Genomic DNA, 19,316 nt, shown 5'->3' on the forward strand with positions numbered 1-19,316 from the left:
AAGAGGAGCCAGTTCTGCGCGACCGAACCCGACTGTAGGTTTTAATCCTATTTTGCAACAAAACATTGTATAATAATTTATTGAAGCTGGGACTTTTTGTTCCAGCTTTTTTATTCATTAGTCTGAGGATTTGTTATAATAGTAGGAAAGGAGGGATGGTTTTGAAGTTTATTTGCCAATTACTGGCCTTGCTTATTTTAGGCTTCGTTCTTTATGATTTTTCACAAGCGCTAGGGCTCTTCCTAGTCTTTTTCATAGCGATTGGCTTGCTTGGACTGTTCACACTGGCCCCGGCAGGGAAGACCTGGCCAGCCTATATTCGCTTGCCTTTATTCTTTCTGGCAGTGTTAATCCTTTGTCTGAGCCTTTTTCAGCTGCCCCATTTTTGGCTGATCCTATCTCTAGGTGGTGTGATCCTAGCTATCCAGCTTTGGCAAAAAGAGAAAGGAGATACTACTGACTTTCAAGTAGTCCAGGGTGAAGAAGGGCTAGGCCAAGACCGAGGTACTTTCTTTCAATTGGATGACTGGCTTGGATTCAAGACGGTACCGGTCAAGACTTATGACTGGAATAGCTTCCATGATTATTCTCTCCACGCCTACCGTTTTATTGATCTGACTGAGAAGTTGCCAGTTAAGGGCAAGCAGTGGTTGGCGGTTAGCCAGCTCCACGGTCGGATAAAATTAGTCGTTCCCCAAGCCCAGGCCTGCCAACTGAATATCCAGGCCTATCGAACACGCTTGACCTGGCAAGGACAGACCTATTGCCTAAACAACCAGCGCTTGTCGCTTCGTACAGGCGACCACTTGGATGAGGACCGGGAATTGATTATTGACTTGACCCAGTTCTGGGGGGAAGTTGAGGTGGTTTTCCTATGAAATGGCGGCGTTTGTTTTCCATTTTTATGGTCTGCTTAATCTTTAGCTATGCCTTGTTTGCTCTGACCCTGTATTTTTGCTTTGAACTCGGCTGGTTGCCTCCCTTCCAATGGACTTGGCAGGACCTCCCACTCGGCCTGGCCTTTCTCTTATTGCCCAGCTTTTTAGCTTTGGTTTTATCCTTGTGCTTGTATAGTTTAATCTTTCGGGATGAGGAACTCTTGCTTCATTACCTCGACCAGCTCAGCCAAGGCAATATCCACCAGCTGGACCGTTTGAATTTGAAGGAAAATCTCTATCTGAGCCCTAAGCTCTTGGCTAGGCTAGACCATTTAAAGACAAGAATTCAGGCGGGACGCTTGGAAAGGCAAAACTTGCACCTGCAGTTAGACCAGGCCAGTACAGGCAAATCTGAGGCAGATATTATCCAGGCTGAGCGCCAGCGTGTGGCCAGGGAACTCCACGATTCGGTGAGCCAGGAACTCTTCGCAATGACCATGCTCCTGGCCACCTTGGACCAAGTTTCTGACCAACAGACAGGGCCAGAAGCTGACCTCCGACAGAAGATTGCCAATCTAGCTCAAAATGCCCAAAATGAATTGCGGGCCCTCCTACTCCATCTGCGACCCATTGCCTTAGAAAAACGGTCCCTGGCCCAGGGGATCCAGCATCTCTTTGATGAATTAGAAGGCAAGTTGGCCATTCATTTTGTGACCCGCTTCGATGTGGGGGACTTGGATAAAGAAATTGAGAATAATCTCTTCCGCATTGTCCAAGAACTCTTATCCAATAGCTTGCGCCATGCCCAAGCGACGGAGATTGAGTGCCAGCTCTTTACCCGGCAAGACCGGCTCTATTTAGTCTTTAGGGATAATGGGCGAGGCTTTAAGCAAGGAGCAGAACAGCGAGGGGGCTATGGCCTCCAACACATCCGCGAACGGGTAGACCAGCTAGCAGGCGAGCTACAGATGATTAGCCAGGAGGGGCAGGGGACCCAAGTACGGATCCAAATTGCCCTAGACCAGAATAGAAAGAGGACGACTTAGATGATTAAAGTATTAATTGTAGATGACCATGAGATGGTTCGCTTAGGGGTGGCCTCGTATCTGGCTATCCAGGAAGACATTGAGGTCATAGGCGAGGCAGTTAACGGACAGGAAGCCTATGATAAGGCCCTAGACCTCCGACCAGACCTTATCTTAATGGATGTTGTTATGGATGAAATGGATGGCATCGAGGCTACCCAGGCTATCTTAGCTGACTGGCCAGAAGCTCGGATCCTGATGGTAACGAGCTTCTTAGATGATGATAAATTGTATCCCGCCATGGAAGCAGGGGCTAAGGGCTACATTTTGAAGACATCCTCTGCCCAGGAAATTGCTCAAGCCATTCGCCAAGTGATAGCCGGACAGGAAGTCATGACCCAGGCTGTGTCTGAGAAGATGCAAGAAGATAAGCACAAGGCCCAGGAGCGCCACTTACACGATGACCTCACCCGGCGCGAATTGGAAGTCTTAGCTCTAATTGCTGAAGGCAGGTCCAACCAGGAAATTGCTGATCTCTTGTTTATTACATTAAAAACGGTCAAGACCCATGTCTCTAATATTTTGTCTAAATTAGAAGTTTCTGATCGGACTCAAGCTACTATCTATGCCTTTAAACATGGTCTCGTCAAAGAAGAAAAGGAGTAAGCCTTCAGCTGAAGACTTACTCCTTTTTTATGCCTTATGTATAAGATTAAACGCCAGCCCTCACACCCTTTTAGTTGGGTTCGGTCGCGCAGAACTGGCTCCTCTTCACAAAGCGCCGCCGAAGACTTGTAGTCTTCTCTGCCGCTTTGCTCCAGAGGTCCACTTCTAATCGCGCGCCCTCACACCCTTATTTTAAACGGACATGACGACGGACATGATGAGCGGGTTGCGTTTGGTCCGTTTGTATAGGAAGGGTTGGAGTGAGTTTTGTATGCTGTCGCGTAGGATTTTTTCGTTGACTTTGTTGCCTGAATTTAAGTGACCGATAACGGCGGTCTGGATGACACGTTGGGCGTCGCTGATCAGGTCTTCGGATTCACGCATGTAGATGAAGCCGCGGGAGACGATGGCTGGGCCAGCTAGTAATTGGTTGGTTTCGAAGTCGATGCTGACAACCACTAGGACTAGGCCATCTTCTGACAACTTATGGCGGTCTCTGAGGACAATATTGCCGATATCGCCGATGCCCTTGCCGTCAACATAAACATCATTGGCAGGGATATGACCCGCCCGGCGCGCTGAATTTTCAGTCAGAGCGAGGACATCACCGTTGTCCATGATGAAGGTGTTCTCCCGTGGGATACCTAGGCTGACAGCTGTATCAGCTTGGATGGAGAGCATACGGTATTCTCCGTGGACCGGCATGAAGTATTTAGGCTTCAAGAGGCTCAGCATGAGCTTCTGTTCTTCTTGCGAGCCGTGGCCGGAGGTGTGGACATTGTTAATCTTACCGTGGACCACTTCTGCTCCGGCTTCTAACAATTTGTTAATCACGCGGTTAACACTAGTCGTGTTCCCTGGAATCGGGGAGGAAGAGAAGATGACAGTGTCCCCATCTTGGATGGAGATCTGCCGATGGGTGCCGTTCGCAATCCGGCTCAAGGCCGCCATGGGTTCACCCTGAGACCCAGTACACATGATCATGACTTCGTTGCTTGGATACTTGTTAATGTCCTTACCATCGATTAAGACACCTTTTGGTAGGTCGAAGTAGCCAATTTCTTGGGCATTGCGCACGGCATTTTCCATGGACCGGCCGAAGACGGCCACTTTGCGGTTGTTGGCGATGGCAATGTCGATGGCTTCCGAAAGCCGGGAGATATTTGAAGCAAAGCTGGCAAAAATAATCCGGCCTTCGATTTTATCGATGATATCTTTTAAGGCGCTACTAACGACCCGTTCTGACTTGGTGAAGCCAGTAATTTCGGAGTTGGTGGAGTCACCGAGTAAGCAGAGGACCCCTTCATCACCTAGGCGGGCTAACTTGTGCAGGTCTGCCTTCTTACCGGTCGGAGTAAAGTCAAACTTGTAGTCCCCAGTGAAGACAATATTACCGGAAGGTGTCTTGACACAGATGGCCATGGCATCCGGAATAGAGTGGGTTACCCGGGCAAAACTGACCTGGGTTTTGCGGAACTTGATGACACTATCTTCATCCACTTCATGGAGCTCAGCGTCACGGAGCAAGTGGTGTTCTTCCAATTTACCCCGGATCAGAGCCAGGGAAAGGGCCCCGGCATAGATTGGCACATTGACTTGCTTGAGCAAGAAGGGCACCCCACCAATATGGTCTTCGTGGCCATGGGTGATGAAGACGCCCTTGATCTTGTCTTTATTTTCAATCAGATAGGAATAATCTGAAATCACATAGTCAATTCCGAGCAGGTCATCTTCTGGGAACATAACGCCTGCATCGAGGACGATGATTTCATCTTGGAATTGGATACAATACATATTCTTACCGATTTCGCCTAAACCCCCAATGGCGAAAACAGCAGTTTCATGGTTTTTAATTTTCAATTTCATTAATCAGCAAACTCCGTCAATTCGAAACGGTCACTCTTTTGCTCATAGGCTAAGTGAGCGTCATCTAATAATTGAATGTGCTCAACATGGTAAGGGGTTTTTTCATCGAGGATACGGCGTACTTCAGTGACCGATTCAGCATCGATGTAAAGTGACTGCGTATGTTCGCGCGTTGGCACTTCAGTTTTTGTTTCTTGGTAAAAAACTTTATAAATCATAGTCTTCCTTCTTTCAATTGATATTTATGTATCTTTATTTATAATTTGGAGAATCTCTTCTCTACCACTTTAATATTTTAACATATTCTAAGCCAAGAATGCTAAAGAATGGCCCTTTTTTGGAAAAAAGCCCTTAAGTATAAGATAAGATGGCAATGAAGAAGCAGGCGCTGCCGACCATAACGAAGAGATGCCAGGCCACATGGTAGTAGGCGATTTGGTCATCTTTGATGTAGAAGTAGGTGCCCAGAGTGTAGGCAATACCGCCGATAAGGGTCCAGATGAGCCCAGGCAGAGGAAGATGATCGATCAGCGGCTTTAGGGTAAAGATAACCAACCAGCCCATGGCGATATAGGTCCAGGTCTCCCAGCGTTTAAAGCGCTCGCTAGCCTTTAATGAGAGGAAGATGCCGAGGGCTGCAATCAGCCATTCTAGGATAAAGATGGGCCAACCGATCCCAGCTGGGAGGACTAGGAGGCAGTAGGGGGCATAAGAACCAGCAATCAATAAATAGATGGAACAATGGTCAAAGACGCGAAAAAGTGGGGCGACGCGGGTAAATTTTAGACTATGGTAGAGAGTTGAGTTAAAATAAAGCATACACATAGCCAGTGTAAAATTAAGATAGGCCAAGAGGTGGAGGGAGCTGTCTAAGCGCACAGCCTTGATCGACAGGCTGACGCAAGCGATAATGGCCAAAATGAGCCCGATGCCGTGACTAACGGCGCAGAAGACCTCATTCGTGACCTGGTAAGACTTGGATTGCAGAATTTCGGGATCCTTAAAGATATTTTGTTGGCTGGGCACGTTAACACATCCTATCATTTTTAATCATATTATATCATATCTATATAAACATTCTAATGATGACCAAGGAGGATTCTATGAAGAAAGCATCAGCTGTTGACCTCTCTTTGATTGAGGAATTAACCCAGCAGACCCAAGATGAAATCAAAAAAATGAAACCCATCCATATCTTAGTCGTTGGTAAGACAGGAGTGGGAAAATCAACCCTTATTAACCGGGTCTTTCGCGAACGCTTAGTAGAAACAGGGATTGGCGAGCCGATTACTAAGCATTTGCGCCAGATTACCAAGGATAACCTGCCCCTCGTCCTCTATGATACAAGAGGCTTGGAATTGGACGCAGCCATCCAAGACCAAGTGGCACGGGAGATCAATGAATGTTTGGATCAATTGGAGGCCAAGGGCGAGACCATGCACTGCGCCTATTACTGCATTAACGCCTCCTCGTCGCGAATTGAGCCTATGGAGAAGGACTTTATCCAGGGTCTAGCTGAGAAGATGCCGGTTATTCTAGTTTTAACCCAGGCGATCGGTCAACCTGCCCAAGACTTCAAAAAATACTTGGAAAATCTGAACTTAAAGGTTCAAGCGGTGGTCCCGATCATGGCCAAGGATTATCCGGTGAGCCCAGACTACACGGTGGAAGCTTACGGCTTAGACCACTTGATTGAGCAAACCCTGGCTGTCATTCCCCATGATGTTCAGGATGCTTTTAACAATGCCCAACAGGGAGATCTCGACCGCAAAGCACGTCTGGCGCGACGTTGGGCGCGCCGCTATATTATTTCAACATTTGGTGTGGGCTTTACCCCCATTCCTTTCGCAGACGCAGCTTTAATCGTCCCCCTTCAGATCTCCATGCTTGCTCATATTACCGCTATTTTTGGCGTTTCTTTGGAACACCAGACTTTAGTGGGCCTGATTGGGGCAGTGGGGGGCACTACGGGAGCGACTTTCTTGGGCCGGACCCTGGTGGGCAATATCTTTAAGCTCATTCCAGGCTTGGGTAGCCTAGCCGGTGGAGCAATCTCTGGAGCAACGGCCTCTATTGTGACCACTGCCCTAGCTATGTCCTATATTTCTGTTCTTCGCGTTATCGCTGAGCACGATGTCCGCAATGAGAAGCTATCGGCTAAGAGTATCCGCAAGCTGATGCAGTCCGAATTTAGGGCACGCCTTAAACGGGGCAAGAAGGATCCTGACTATCAAGCTATCCGCAATGAACAGGAAAAAGAGAAAAAAGAGCACAAGGACTAGCCTTTTCTTTAGCGCCTAGGTCTAGGCAGACTTTAAATTTTTTGGTATGATGACAGTATTGTAAAATTAGATGAAGATTACGTTGGAAAGTGGGAATTTGGATGGCAGCCTATAGCAAGGAATTTGTTTTGACTGAACTTTTTTGTGATGCCTATGGAGACCTGACCATGAAGGGGATGGTAGACTTGGTTTTCCAATTAGTGGCTAACCAGGAATATGATTGGCCTTCTGACCTGACTCCAGCAGGTTATAATTGGATTGTCTTGAACCATCATTTTGCTTGCCAACATCTCCCCCGCTTGGGCGATAAGGTCCGAGTAGAGACAGGGATTATTGAGGTCAACCGTTTCTTTATCTACCGCTATTACCGCTTCTATGATTCAGACGGTCAGGTCGTAGTCTCGGGCCAGTCCCAGTTTAGCTTGATGGACTTATCCGCGCGTAAGATTGTCCGGATTCCTGACCAACTCCAAGCAGAAAATACTGGTGAAAAGGCTGAACGTCCCTACCGTTTTAAAAAGACATTAAAGCAAGTTGATAGCTTGTCAGAAGCAAGGGTTCACTATAGCGAAATTGATGCCAACCAGCATGTGAATAATTCGGTCTACCTTAGCTGGGTCCTTAACCAAGTTCCGGGGACTTTCATAGCCGATCACCGCGTCCAGACCTTCGATATCAGTTATGACCATGAAATAGGCCTGGGCCAAGACTATCAGCTGGCTAGTCGAATTGAAGAAGAGGGGACACCAGCCCAGAGCTGGCACCAGATTCTCATGGGAGAAAATTCCTGTGCGCGGATCCATGTGAGCTGGCTTTTACGAGATGGAAACTAAAGGAGAATTGTTTTGATTGAAGCAGAAACCTATCATATTATTGACCGCGTCCAGTGGCGAGACTACCGGGAACGAGTTCACCCCTCGATTGAAATTCATTTAACGGAGAAACAATTGAGAAAGATTATCTCCCTCAATGATGAATTATCGGTAACAGATGCCATGGAAGTCTATGAGCCCCTGACCCAATTAATTGCCATTTACCGCGACAATTACAGCCGTTTGCAGCGGCGGCGCAACCACTTCCTAGGAATTGAAGCCGAGATCCCACCCTTTATGATTGCCATTTCAGGTTCGGTAGCGGTCGGCAAGTCAACCACCGCCCGTCTCTTGCGGCTCTTTTTATCCCAGGCCTTCCCTGATTTAAATGTGGACTTAGTCACGACTGATGGTTTTCTTTATCCCAATGAGGAATTGATTAAACGCGGTATTCTTAACCGCAAGGGCTTCCCCGAAAGCTATGACATGCCCAAACTTCTGCAATTTCTGACGGATGTGAAGAACAATAAACGGAACATTGCCTTTCCTGTTTATTCCCATGAGAATTATGATATTGTCGAGGGGGCTAAGCAGATCTTGAAGAATCCCAATATCTTGATAGTTGAAGGCATCAATGTACTCCAATTGGATGATAAGGAGCAAGTCTTTGTGGGCGATTTTGCAGACCTATCGATCTATGTGGATGCGGATACGACCTGTATTGAGCGCTGGTACTATGAGCGTTTCAAGATGCTCATGCATAAGGCAGCAGAGAATCCTGATAACCACCATTACCGTTATAGTCAGATGGCGGAAGACCAGGCCATGGCAGAAGCCAAGCGGATCTGGCAAGAGATTAATCTGGTCAATTTAAATGAATACATCCTACCAACTCGCAACCGGGCGGATATGGTAATCCACAAGCGGGACAACCATTATATCGACCAACTTTGGATGAAAAAGTATTAGAAAAAGCGTGAAATCACGAGCTCATGATTTCACGCTTTTTTGTTAGTTATAAAGTTGTTCGACGCGTTCTTGGGTATCTGGATTATTGAGATAATCTTCGTAGCCCGTGTCGATACGGTCTACCATACCATTGCCGCTGACGTGGATGACACGGTTGGCAATAGTAGAAAGAAATTCCCGGTCGTGGGAGCTGAAGAGAAGGACGCCCTTGAAGCGGATGAGCCCTTCGTTGAGGCTGGTGATGGATTCCAAGTCTAAGTGGTTGGTTGGATCATCCATGACCAGAACATTGGCCTTAGAAAGCATGAGCTTAGAGAGTAGGCAGCGAACCTTTTCCCCACCAGATAAGACATTGACTTGCTTATTGACATCGTCGCCGGAGAAGAGCATCCGGCCGAGGAAGCTGCGCAGGAAAGTATTATCCTGCTCCTCAGGGGTCTTGGCATACTGCCAGAGCCACTCTAAGATAGTGTCTTGACGGCCATCGAACTCGCTAGAACTGTCCCGTGGTAGGTAGGCTTGGGAGGTAGTAACGCCCCATTTATAGCTACCAGAATCAGGCTCCATCTCGCCCATGATAATCTTGAAGAGGGCGGTAACGGAAGCGTCGTTGCGGCTCACGAAGGCGACCTTGTCATCGTTTTTGAGATTGAAGGTGATGTTATCGAGAACCTTGACCCCATCGATCGTTTTAGACAGCCCTTCAACAGTGAGGACGTCGTTACCAATTTCGCGCTCAGGTTCAAAGCCGACAAAAGGATACTTACGGCTAGAAGGACGGATGTCGTCGAGTTCAATCTTATCCAGCATCTTCTTCCGTGAAGTTGCCTGTTTGGACTTGGAGGCGTTGGCAGAGAAGCGGGCAATGAATTCCTTGAGTTCTTTGACTTTTTCTTCTTTTTTAGCATTGGCATCGGCCTGCAATTTAGCGGCTAATTCAGAAGATTGCTTCCAGAAGTCGTAGTTACCGACATAGAGCTGGATCCGTCCAAAGTCCACATCGCAAATATGGGTACAGACCCGGTTGAGGAAGTAGCGGTCGTGGGAAACAACGATCACAGTATTCTCATAGTCGATCAGGTAGTCGGCAAGCCATTCAATGGATGCGGCATCCAAACCATTAGTCGGCTCATCCAAAAGTAAGACATCGGGGTTGCCGAAGAGGGCTTGGGCCAGTAAGACCTTGACCTTATCTTTTTCGTCCAATTCGCTCATTAATTGGTTGTGGACGGCTTCTTCAATACCGAGACCGGTGAGCAATTGGGCCGCTTCAGATTCGGCTTCCCAGCCATTCATTTCAGCGAATTGAGCTTCCAATTCGCCGGCACGGATGCCGTCTGCTTCGGTGAAATCAGCCTTAGCATAGATGGCATCTTTTTCATTTTTGATCTCGTAAAGTTCCTTGTTCCCCATGATCACTGTATCGATCACGGTATAATCTTCAAAGCCAAAGTGGTTCTGGCTGAGGACCGATAGGCGTTCATCAGGGTCTAAGTTGACTTGGCCAGTTGAGGGTTGGATTTCACCGGATAGGATTTTAAGAAAAGTTGATTTACCTGCTCCGTTGGCCCCAATAATGCCGTAGCAGTTACCGGGGGTAAATTTTAAATTCACATTGTCGTAAAGTTTGCGATCTGAGAAATGCAAACTGACATTGCTGACAGTTAACATGGATGCTTTACCTCGCTTTTTAATTTATTGTTTCTCTCGAATATTACATGAAAGAGAGCAGGAAATCAATACTTACTGCTTATTTCCCTATTTTCTAAAGGAGAAGGGTAAGCGCTGGAACCATCTTTTCTTGGCTTGGCTAGGGCCTTGGCTGTTTTTCTTGGCCAGGGCCTTTTTCATGAACTCTTCTTGGGCAGAGACTTCTGCTTTATCGTTTTGGACATAGGCATAGGAAGAGTCGGGGAGCTTGTAGCGAGCCTTGGTATTATCAGCAAAATAGACCTTGAGGATGTTCATGATTTCATTGTGGATGGAAGGATCCAGGATCGGAAATTCAATCTCAACCCGGCGGATCATATTACGGGTCATCATGTCCGCTGAAGACAAGAAGAGCTTCTCTTGGCCGTTATTATGGAAGTAGTAAATCCGGCTGTGCTCGAGGAAGCGCCCAACGACAGAGATGACCCGGATGTTGTCGGAAAGGCCGGGAATGCCTGGGATCAGGCAGCAGATGCCGCGAATGATGAGGTCAACTTGGACACCGGCCTGGCTGGCTTCATAGAGCTTACGGATAATATCCAAGCTAGTGAGTGAATTCATCTTAGCGATGATCTTACCATTCCCATATTTCTTATGCATTTCGATTTCGTCATTTATATCTTCAATATAAGAATCGCGAATATCGAAAGGTGATACATGGAGGTGGTGGTAGTCGGGTTGTTCCGCATAGCCGCTCAGATAGTTGAAGAAGTTGGTGGCATCTTCACCAATTTCAGGATTGGTGGTGAGCACGCCCATATCGGTATAGCCCCGGGCCGTCTTATCATTGTAGTTACCTGTTCCAAGGTGGACATAGCGCTTGAGTTGCTTGCCTTGGCGCTTAACAACGAGGGAAATCTTACTGTGGGTCTTGAGGTGGGACTTCCCATAGATGACATGGCAGCCAGCTTCTTCGAGAACCTTGGCCCATTGGACGTTATTTTCTTCGTCGAAGCGGGCCTTAAGTTCGACTAGGACGGTGACCTGCTTGCCATTCTCGGCAGCTCGTTTGAGTGCCTTGACAATAGGCGAGTCGCTGGATACCCGGTAGAGGGTCATCTTAATAGCGATGGTCGCTGGATCATCAGCTGCCTGGGAGATAAATTCGACAATCGGGTCGAAGGAATCATAGGGGTGGTGGAGGAAGAGGTCTTTTTTTTCAATATAATCGAAGAGACCTTCATGTTCCAGTTCAGGTGGGTAGACGGGGCTGAAGTCTTTGAAGGTCATTTCTGGGAAAGTATCTTCTAAGAGGTCGACCGCTTCGTTGAGACCAGTTAAGTCGAGGGGACCGTTCAAGAAGTAAGCATCGCGGTCCTGGAGTTGGAGCTCATCCATGAGGAAGGCTACATTTTGGTGGAAGCTCTCAGGATCCACTTGGCGTTGGTCGAATTCAATCCGTACAGCGATTCCATTGCGACGCTTCTTAAGATAGTCTTCGATGACGACTAAGAGGTCCTGGGCCCCTTCTTCATGTAATTCCAGGTCAGCGTTCCGGGTCACTCTGAAGTAGAAGCTGTTTAGCACCTGGTAGCCAGGAAAGAGTTCGCCGATAAAATATTGGACGATATCGTGGAGGTCAACCAGGTAGTGCTGGCCCTGCTTTTCAAAATGGTAGTAGCGGTCCAAGAGCTGGGGAATCGGTACGATGGCAATCTCTTCGCCTTGGTCACTATGCAGGTTAACGAACAAGTTGCTGACCTTGTTATTTAAATTGGGAAATGGGCGATAGGCATCGATGCCTAGAGGGGTCAAGCCAGGGAAAATTTGTTCGTTAAAGTATTGCTTGACTTGGTCAATTTCTTTATCTTCTAGACTATCTACCGGACTGAAGTGGATCTGGTTTTTAGCACAAATTTGGGTTAAGCGGTCCAAGAGTTTGTATTGGTAGTCCACATTTTCTCGGTTGGCCTTGGCAATGGCGTCAAGCTGTTGGTCAGGAGTCCAATGTTTCTTCGAGTCCCGGGTGTCGCCCTGCATGTGGGACTGGTCTTGTAAGCCAGCTACCCGAACCATCATAAATTCATCGAGATTGGAGCTGCCGATGGCTAAAAAGCCTAAACGTTCAAGCAGAGGATTTCTTTTGTCCGCTGCTTCTTGAAGGACCCGGTAGTTAAAGGATAGCCAGGAAACTTCCCGGTTGTCATAGTAGTCCGGATTCTTAATATCTTTCGCTTTGTCTTCAGTCATAGTTTACAACCCTTCCTAAGTTTAAAACTTATAGATTATGCGCAGTCGTCGGAATAAAATCGAGCTGGATATCGCGGTCAATAATCCGCTCAATATGTTTCTTCTGATCTTCCGCACGGTACACTTCTGATATTAACGTACCATTGTAAAAAATACGTAAAATTAATGTATCATTTTGAATAATCATATCAACTGAACTTATAATATTGAAGTGTGAGTCATTGAGCGACTCTGAAAACTTGATTAAACCGCCCATTGCTTGGATCCGATCTAATTCGTCTTCTGTGAAGAGGTCTTGGAATTCTTCGCTGTATTGTTTAAAAAGTGTTTTATTTTTATAGGAAGCAATGAGGCTAATAGCCACCCGCTCTTTGTGGTCGAAACCATTCATATTGGAGTTGGATAGCAGGTAAAAGGTGTGTTGGGAGGCGGCCCCTCTTTCGATAAAGCGGCCGCAGAAATAGAGGTAGGCACCATAGATGAGCAGGCGTTTCTCTTGGTCATTCCAGTCCAAGAATTCCTGCTGGCTGAGGCAGGTATAGACTTGGCGGACGATATCCACGCGTTGGGCGTGGTCTGCCATGGAGAAGTGATAGGTGTTGGTTAAGCCCTCAATGGTCTGTCTCTGGATATGGAAGATATCGTAGGGGGCAGGGTAGTGGTCTTCAATATATTCATAGAGGATGCCTTCGCGCAAGCCGTATTGACTAAATTTAAAGCAGGGGGCTTGGACACAGGCCATCAATTCGCTAAAGACCAGGCAAGCTGGGGTGATGATATCTGCTCGGTCGGTTGAGAGTCCGTCCAATTTACGCAGTTCTTTATCGGACAAGGAGAGAAAGAGGTCCAGGGTGTCTTCGAGGTCTTCTTCAGACATCTGATAATTATGGATACCGGCCAGAGGGTAGTCGTTCTGGAGTTGGTGGACCCGGGTGACGTTACGGGCTGACCCCCCCACAGCAATAATGGGGAGCTGGGCTTCTTTAATAAAGTCAAAGTCGGCAAATTGTTTGCGTACAAATTTGCGGGCTTTTTTGATGGCGGACTTATCGTCATGGTCCTTGTCAGCAAAGAATTTTTCCGTTAGGGAGACCGCTCCGAAAGGGAAGGAATGAGAAGCTTGAATTTCTTTGTTTTTGAAATAGGTAATTTCAGTTGACCCCCCGCCGATATCGATGGTTAGCGCATCATGGTCGGACATGGTGTGGATGATGGCGTTGTAGCCGTAGTAGGCTTCCTTGTCACCGGAGACGATATCGATCGTGATGCCTGTGCGCTCTTTGACCGTATCCAAAATTTCCTGGTAGTTTTTGGACTGGCGGATGGCTGCGGTGGCCTTGGGGAGAAGCTTGTTAGCCTTAAGGATTTGGGATTCATGGGCGAAGTTATCGAGGATTTGGCAGAGTAGGTCGATCCCGGCTTGGTCCATGATATTTTCTTCATCTAAGTGATGGTAAAGACGAGCTGGGATCTTAATATTTTGAATTTCATGCAGGCCAAAATGGTCGTCAATATCCACCACAATCAGACGGATGGTATTGGAACCGATGTCGACGAGGCCAATTCTTTCTTTCATGATAGGGTCACTCCGTTTCTAGACTTTTTTCACTGTCTAGTCCTAGTATAACGGAGACTGTGGAAAGTCTGTAGTAAAAAGCAGGGAGGATTTACACATTTTTTACATATTCATGTAAAATTTACGCTGAATTTACATTGAATTAATAATGGATGGTTACAATACAGATAGCTTAAATAAATCTTTGGAGGAAAAAATAAAATGAAACTTAACCAATTATTGAAATCAACCGTGATTTTATCCGGACTCAGCTTGCTTTTAGCCGGTTGCGGTAATTCTGGCGACGCTGGCAGTACAGATTCTGGTCAAGCCAATTCTGCTGACAGCGAAGGCAAGACTGAACTTGTTTTCTGGCACGGCATGGGCGGGGAAACAGGGAAAGCCCTAGATGAGTTAGTGGCAGACTTTAACAATTCCCAAGATGAAGTCTTCGTTAATGCCCAGTACCAAGGGACCTATGATGAAACCTTGACCAAGTTAAGATCTTCTGCTTCTGGTGAAGCGGTAGGGGCAGACCTGGTGCAAGTGTTTGAGCAGGGGACAGCCTTTATGATTGATTCAGGGCTAACGGTTCCTGTTCAAGAATATGTTGACAAGAACAACTTTGACCTAAGTCAATTAGAACCTAACCTTTTAGCTTACTATACCTTGGATGACAAGCTCCATTCCATGCCTTTTAACTCATCCACGCCGATCTTATACTACAACAAGGATGTCCTTGAACAAGCTGGCATGTCCGAAGCACCTTCTAACATGGAAGAAATCTTTGAGAATGCAGATAAACTAACTGAACAAGATGGCGTTACCATGCCTATCTCTGTTGGGGTTTATGGTTGGTATATTGAACAATGGATTAATAAGATGGGCGAAGATATGTTCAACAACGGCAACGGTCGGGAATCCGCACCAACGGAAGTAGTTTTCGATGACAACGGCTCGATGGAACGTGTCCTCGAGATGTGGAATGAAGGCGAAGAGAAGGGCTATATGCCAAATGTAGGCCGCGAAGGTGGCCAACCTGAATTTGTTTCAGGCCAAGCGGCAATGACCGTTGGCTCAACCGCCAACCTCCGTCAAATCTTGACCGAAGTGAATGACCGCTTCGAAGTTGGAACGGCTTATTATCCAGGTTTGACAGAAGAAGATGACCAAGGGGTATCGATCGGTGGGGCTTCCCTCTGGATGATCGACTCTGGAGATGATGCTAAGAAAGATGCGACTTGGAAGTTCATCGAATACCTGGTATCACCTAAAGTCCAAGCTAAGTGGAATGCAGCAACAGGTTACTTCCCTGTTAACTTAAATTCCCACGAAGAAGAAGAGTTCAAGAAGAACTTGGAAGAATTCCCGCAATTTGAAACAGCTATTAACCAATTACACAATTCTGAACCATCCGACCAAGGGGCTATTTCAGGGGTTAACCAAGAAGCTCGTCAAATCTATGAAGCTGAGCTAGAAACTCTGCTCAATGGGTCAGATGCACCAGCTGATGTGGTGAAACGGATGGCTGACCAAACCAATTCTGCCCTTGAAAACTACAACAAGGTTAACAAATAAATCAACAACTCGATGATGCCATAAATAGCTGGGTGCTATCTCTCAGCTATTTATTCTTTTAGAAGGAGAGATCGGATTGGAAGCAAAAATTCCTATGGTTAAAAAAGAAAAGAGCAGCTGGAAGAAGCTGCAAGGTTATACCTACCTCATTCCAGCCATTTTAATCTTAGTGCTCTTTATGTTCTGGCCCTTTATCCAAACCATCGTCCGGAGCGGTTTCTTAACGGACGGGATGGGACGGAGCACAGAATTTATTTTATTTGATAATTACATTGAATTGTTTCAAAGCCCTAGTTTTTGGAACTCTATCATTGTAACCCTTAAATTTGTACTGATTGTGGTAGCGACAGGGGTGGTTATCGGCTTCGCGACCGCCTTGCTCTGTCAAAAAACTTTCCCTGGCTTGAAGTTCTTCTCAACTTCTTATGCCATGCCCATGGCTATTGCTTCGGCAGGGATGGCCATGATCTTCCAGGTCATGTTGAATCCTTCGATTGGGATTATCAACCAGGCCTTTAACATGTCGGTTAACTGGCTGACCGATCCTACACTGGCCCTGATCGCAGTCGGTGTTTTGACCGGCTGGTTGAATAGCGGGATGAACTTCTTATACTTTAGTTCGGGCTTGGCTAGTATTGATGATAGCCTCTACGAATCGGCTTCGATTGATGGGGCCAACTCTTTCCAACAGTTTACCAATATTACCCTTCCGTCCCTGAAACCAACCATGTTTTTCGTTCTGGTCACCAATATTATTAATGCCTTCCAAGGTTTCGGACAAATCAATATCTTGACCAAGGGTGGACCTGGTGAAGCGACTAACGTGATTGTCTATGATATCTACCGCAATGCCTTCATGAACTACCGCTACGGTTTTGCTTCAGCGGAGTCGGTTATCTTATTCCTCATCGTTATGCTACTCACCTTTATCATGTTTAGAGTCAGAAAGGGGCTAGATCATTAATGGAATCCGTACTCAGTCAAGACAAAAGCCTAAAGAAAGAACAAGCTAATCCACCGCGGGGTAAATCCAAGAATCGCTGGTGGCTCTTAATCTTAAATGTGATCATGTGGCTCTTCGTGATGTTTCCCCTGATCTATGCCTTCTTAATGGCTATCAAACCAGCTAGTGAACTCTATAATCCAGAAAGCATCCTCATTCCTCAAGAAATTACTTTCACTAACTTTGTTGATGTTTTCTCCATGGCACCAATTGCCACTTATATCAAAAACTCCCTCATTGTTTCCCTAGCCATCACAGTTTCGCAGATTGTTACCTCATTATTGGCTGGCTTCACCTTCCAATTTATTGAATTTAAGGGCAAGAAGATTATCTATGCCCTCATCCTATCGACCATGATGATTCCAGGTGAGGCAGTGATTATTTCCCAATTCTTGATGGTATCTTCTTGGGGTTGGAATGATACCTTAGTTGTTCTCATCGTTCCTTATATGGTTTCAGCCTTCAATATTTTCTTGTGCTGCCAAGCCTTGGAGAACTTCCCTTATGAAATTTACGAGGCAGCTAAGATCGATGGCTGCTCTGATATCCGTTTCCTGTTCACCATTATGACGCCGTTATTGAAGCCAACAATTGGCGCCATGGCCGTCCAATCTTTCCTATCGGGTTGGAATATGTACATGTGGCCACTCCTAGTGACCAATAATGACCAGGCGCGGACGGTTCAAGTTGGGATTGGCATGCTCAACAGTGTTGATTCCCAGTCCATGGTGCTCATGGTTGCTGGAGTTGTAATTTGTATGCTACCAAGTTTGGCTATCTTTATCTTCGGCCAACGGAATATGGTAAAAGGTTTAACACAAGGTGCAGTAAAGGGGTAGAAAATGGCTAAAGTAGTTTTAAATAAAGTCGGAAAAATTTACAAAGATGGTTATAAGGCCATCCATAATATTGATATGGATATTGCCGACAAGGAATTTATTGTATTAGTAGGGCCTTCCGGTTGCGGGAAGTCGACCACCCTGCGTATGATCGCAGGCTTGGAAGATATCTCGGAAGGTGAGCTCTATATTGGGGATGACCTGGTCAATAATGTGCCGGCCAAGGACCGGGATATCGCTATGGTTTTCCAATCTTATGCCCTCTATCCTCATATGAATGTGCGGGATAATATGGCCTTTGCCATGAAGATGAAGGGCGTTTCCAAGGAAGACCGCTATAAACGAGTAGAAGAAGTCGCTGAAGTTCTGCAGTTAACGCCATTTCTCGACCGTAAGCCGGCTGCTCTATCAGGTGGACAAAGACAGCGGGTTGCTCTGGGCCGGGCCATGGTGAGAAAGCCAAAAGTCTTCTTGCTTGATGAGCCCCTCTCTAACTTAGATGCCAAATTGCGAGTAAGCATGCGTTCAGAAATTGTTCGACTCCACCGCGAGTTAGGGACCACTTTTATCTATGTGACCCACGACCAGACGGAGGCTATGACCATGGGGACGCGGATTGCTGTCCTCAATCAGGGGCGGATTGAACAATTTGATACGCCAGACAATCTTTATCGCAATCCTGTCAACCGTTTTGTGGCTGAGTTTATCGGGAGTCCGCAGATGAACATGATCAATGCTCGTTTGGTTTCTACTGACCAAGGACCAGCTATGCAGAGCGCTAATGAATGCTTCATGTTAACAGACGACTTAAAAGAACGTCTCTTGGTTGAAGCAGATGGCCGGGATATTTTGATTGGTATCCGTCCTGAAAATCTCTATCATGCAGAGAGTCGCGAAGGATCGAATGTTATCCATGTTCACGCCAATAATGTGGAGCAAGTCGGGTCAGACACCTATGTTTACTTTGACTTCCACGAAGCCGACCAAGAATGCACGGCCCGTTTTAACCCGCCCATCCATATTCCATATGATACGGATATCTATGTGGGCTTGGACTTGAGCCAAATTGTCTTATTTGATAAGGAAACAGGCGAATCACTCTTAGCTCCCAAGCGTTTTTAAAAATAATCGAGGAGGTAAATATGCAAATATTAGCGCATAGAGGCTACAGTTCCAAATTCCCAGAAAATACCATACTCGCTTTTAGAGAAGCTCACGCTGCTGGGGCGGATGGTATAGAACTGGACGTCCAGTTAAGCCGGGATGGTCAAGTTGTGGTCTGCCACGATGAGACCATCGACCGAACCTCTAATGGAAGCGGCCGGATCATGGATTACAGTTTGGCTGAGCTCAAAAGCTTTGACTTTTCTTATGGTTTCGCCTCAGTTGGCCCTAGCGAAGACCTGCAGATTCCCACTTTGGAGGAAGTCCTCCAGTGGCTGCAAGGCAATGATATGCTCCTTAACATTGAGCTAAAGACCAACCAATACCCATATCCTGGCCTGGCTCAAAAAGTGGTCGACTTGGTCCAAAAGTATCAGTGTGGGGCCCGTGTGCTTATTTCCTCTTTCAACCATTACAGCATCCAGCAGGTGAGAGACCTAGCACCAGACTTATCTTGCGCCTTCCTTGAAGTCAACAGCATTATTTCGCCCGGCCGCTACTGCCAGGAACATGGGGCTGACTATTACCATCCCCATTTCTTCGCTATTAATGAGGCCATGCTGGAGGATCTCTTGGCTAGGGACATCAAGGTAAATGTTTGGACGGTGGATGACCTCGATTTAACGGAAAGCTTGATGGATAAAGGAATCAATGGCCTCATCACCAATGACCCCATCAGTCTAAAGGCATATCTGAAAGATCGTAAGCTCGAGATTGAGAGTGTGACAAAAGTCGATCAGGCCTTAACCAGCTAACGCATACTATATCTGTAACTCGCT

17 protein-coding genes are annotated in these 19,316 nt (G+C 46.6%); 11 read left to right on the plus strand and 6 right to left on the minus strand.

The annotated features are described in order from the left end of the window. Window positions 1-161 precede the first annotated feature (161 nt). The 3 genes from HMPREF2626_RS08915 to HMPREF2626_RS08925 are packed head-to-tail and all read left to right on the plus strand — an operon-like array spanning window position 162 to window position 2,569. On the plus strand, window positions 162-878 hold the full coding sequence (locus HMPREF2626_RS08915) for a LiaF domain-containing protein (RefSeq protein ID WP_070620267.1): 717 nt from the start codon (window positions 162-164) through the stop codon (window positions 876-878). Beyond that, the gene (locus HMPREF2626_RS08920) at window positions 875-1,924 is read left to right on the plus strand and encodes a sensor histidine kinase (protein WP_070620270.1); all 1,050 of its coding nucleotides are present in this window, start codon (window positions 875-877) and stop codon (window positions 1,922-1,924) included. Before HMPREF2626_RS08915 ends, HMPREF2626_RS08920 begins: the two co-directional genes overlap by 4 nt. Then, the gene (locus HMPREF2626_RS08925) at window positions 1,925-2,569 is read left to right on the plus strand and encodes a response regulator transcription factor (protein ID WP_070620274.1); all 645 of its coding nucleotides are present in this window, start codon (window positions 1,925-1,927) and stop codon (window positions 2,567-2,569) included. It abuts the gene before it with no gap. Between the two features lie 192 nt (window positions 2,570-2,761). On the opposite strand, the gene rnjA is transcribed toward HMPREF2626_RS08925, so the two are convergent. The 3 genes from rnjA to HMPREF2626_RS08940 form a co-directional block, all read right to left on the minus strand. After that, the gene (rnjA, locus tag HMPREF2626_RS08930) at window positions 2,762-4,435 is read right to left on the minus strand and encodes a ribonuclease J1 (protein ID WP_070620277.1); all 1,674 of its coding nucleotides are present in this window, start codon (window positions 4,433-4,435) and stop codon (window positions 2,762-2,764) included. Further along, the gene (locus tag HMPREF2626_RS08935) at window positions 4,435-4,653 is read right to left on the minus strand and encodes a DNA-dependent RNA polymerase subunit epsilon (protein ID WP_070620280.1); all 219 of its coding nucleotides are present in this window, start codon (window positions 4,651-4,653) and stop codon (window positions 4,435-4,437) included. Before HMPREF2626_RS08935 ends, rnjA begins: the two co-directional genes overlap by 1 nt. Window positions 4,654-4,786: 133 nt before the next feature. Then, window positions 4,787-5,461 carry a PAQR family membrane homeostasis protein TrhA gene (locus tag HMPREF2626_RS08940; RefSeq protein ID WP_141744620.1) on the minus strand — a complete coding sequence of 225 codons (675 nt, stop codon included), beginning with the start codon at window positions 5,459-5,461 and terminating at the stop codon, window positions 4,787-4,789. Between the two features lie 77 nt (window positions 5,462-5,538). Between HMPREF2626_RS08940 and HMPREF2626_RS08945 the strand changes: the two genes are divergently transcribed. The 3 genes from HMPREF2626_RS08945 to coaA all read left to right on the plus strand — a co-directional run bounded on the left by HMPREF2626_RS08945 (window position 5,539) and on the right by coaA (window position 8,498). After that, complete coding sequence (locus tag HMPREF2626_RS08945; RefSeq protein ID WP_070620287.1) at window positions 5,539-6,717, plus strand: GTPase; 1,179 nt, start codon at window positions 5,539-5,541, stop codon at window positions 6,715-6,717. 101 nt (window positions 6,718-6,818) lie between these two features. Continuing rightward, window positions 6,819-7,550 carry an acyl-[acyl-carrier-protein] thioesterase gene (locus tag HMPREF2626_RS08950; RefSeq protein WP_070620290.1) on the plus strand — a complete coding sequence of 244 codons (732 nt, stop codon included), beginning with the start codon at window positions 6,819-6,821 and terminating at the stop codon, window positions 7,548-7,550. A gap of 12 nt (window positions 7,551-7,562) precedes the next feature. Continuing rightward, window positions 7,563-8,498 carry a type I pantothenate kinase gene (gene coaA / locus HMPREF2626_RS08955; protein WP_070620293.1) on the plus strand — a complete coding sequence of 312 codons (936 nt, stop codon included), beginning with the start codon at window positions 7,563-7,565 and terminating at the stop codon, window positions 8,496-8,498. 42 nt (window positions 8,499-8,540) lie between these two features. Here coaA and HMPREF2626_RS08960 read toward each other — a convergent pair whose 3' ends face one another. The 3 genes from HMPREF2626_RS08960 to HMPREF2626_RS08970 all read right to left on the minus strand — a co-directional run bounded on the left by HMPREF2626_RS08960 (window position 8,541) and on the right by HMPREF2626_RS08970 (window position 13,974). After that, window positions 8,541-10,169 carry an ABC-F family ATP-binding cassette domain-containing protein gene (locus HMPREF2626_RS08960; RefSeq protein ID WP_070620297.1) on the minus strand — a complete coding sequence of 543 codons (1,629 nt, stop codon included), beginning with the start codon at window positions 10,167-10,169 and terminating at the stop codon, window positions 8,541-8,543. A gap of 87 nt (window positions 10,170-10,256) precedes the next feature. Further along, entirely contained in the window at window positions 10,257-12,398 is a 2,142-nt protein-coding gene (locus HMPREF2626_RS08965) for an RNA degradosome polyphosphate kinase (RefSeq protein WP_070620300.1), read from the minus strand. Window positions 12,399-12,426: 28 nt separating this feature from the next. Beyond that, window positions 12,427-13,974: a Ppx/GppA family phosphatase gene (locus HMPREF2626_RS08970; protein WP_070620303.1), complete on the minus strand. Its 1,548-nt coding sequence runs from the start codon at window positions 13,972-13,974 to the stop codon at window positions 12,427-12,429. A 201-nt stretch (window positions 13,975-14,175) separates the two neighbouring features. Between HMPREF2626_RS08970 and HMPREF2626_RS08975 the strand changes: the two genes are divergently transcribed. The 5 genes from HMPREF2626_RS08975 (at window position 14,176) to HMPREF2626_RS08995 (ending at window position 19,292) form a co-directional block, all read left to right on the plus strand. Further along, on the plus strand, window positions 14,176-15,531 hold the full coding sequence (locus tag HMPREF2626_RS08975) for an ABC transporter substrate-binding protein (RefSeq protein ID WP_070620305.1): 1,356 nt from the start codon (window positions 14,176-14,178) through the stop codon (window positions 15,529-15,531). Between the two features lie 76 nt (window positions 15,532-15,607). Continuing rightward, window positions 15,608-16,495, plus strand: a complete 888-nt coding sequence (locus HMPREF2626_RS08980) for a carbohydrate ABC transporter permease (protein WP_246818949.1) — start codon at window positions 15,608-15,610, stop codon at window positions 16,493-16,495. Continuing rightward, on the plus strand, window positions 16,495-17,373 hold the full coding sequence (locus HMPREF2626_RS08985) for a carbohydrate ABC transporter permease (RefSeq protein WP_070620308.1): 879 nt from the start codon (window positions 16,495-16,497) through the stop codon (window positions 17,371-17,373). Before HMPREF2626_RS08980 ends, HMPREF2626_RS08985 begins: the two co-directional genes overlap by 1 nt. 3 nt (window positions 17,374-17,376) lie before the next feature. Beyond that, window positions 17,377-18,495 (plus strand): ABC transporter ATP-binding protein, encoded by a 1,119-nt coding sequence (locus HMPREF2626_RS08990; protein WP_070620311.1) that lies wholly within the window; start codon window positions 17,377-17,379, stop codon window positions 18,493-18,495. A 20-nt stretch (window positions 18,496-18,515) separates the two neighbouring features. Then, window positions 18,516-19,292 (plus strand): glycerophosphodiester phosphodiesterase, encoded by a 777-nt coding sequence (locus HMPREF2626_RS08995; RefSeq protein ID WP_070620314.1) that lies wholly within the window; start codon window positions 18,516-18,518, stop codon window positions 19,290-19,292. Window positions 19,293-19,316 lie beyond the last annotated feature (24 nt).

Source organism: Aerococcus sp. HMSC062A02 (genome assembly GCF_001809535.1).
Taxonomy (GTDB): Bacteria; Bacillota; Bacilli; order Lactobacillales; family Aerococcaceae; genus Aerococcus.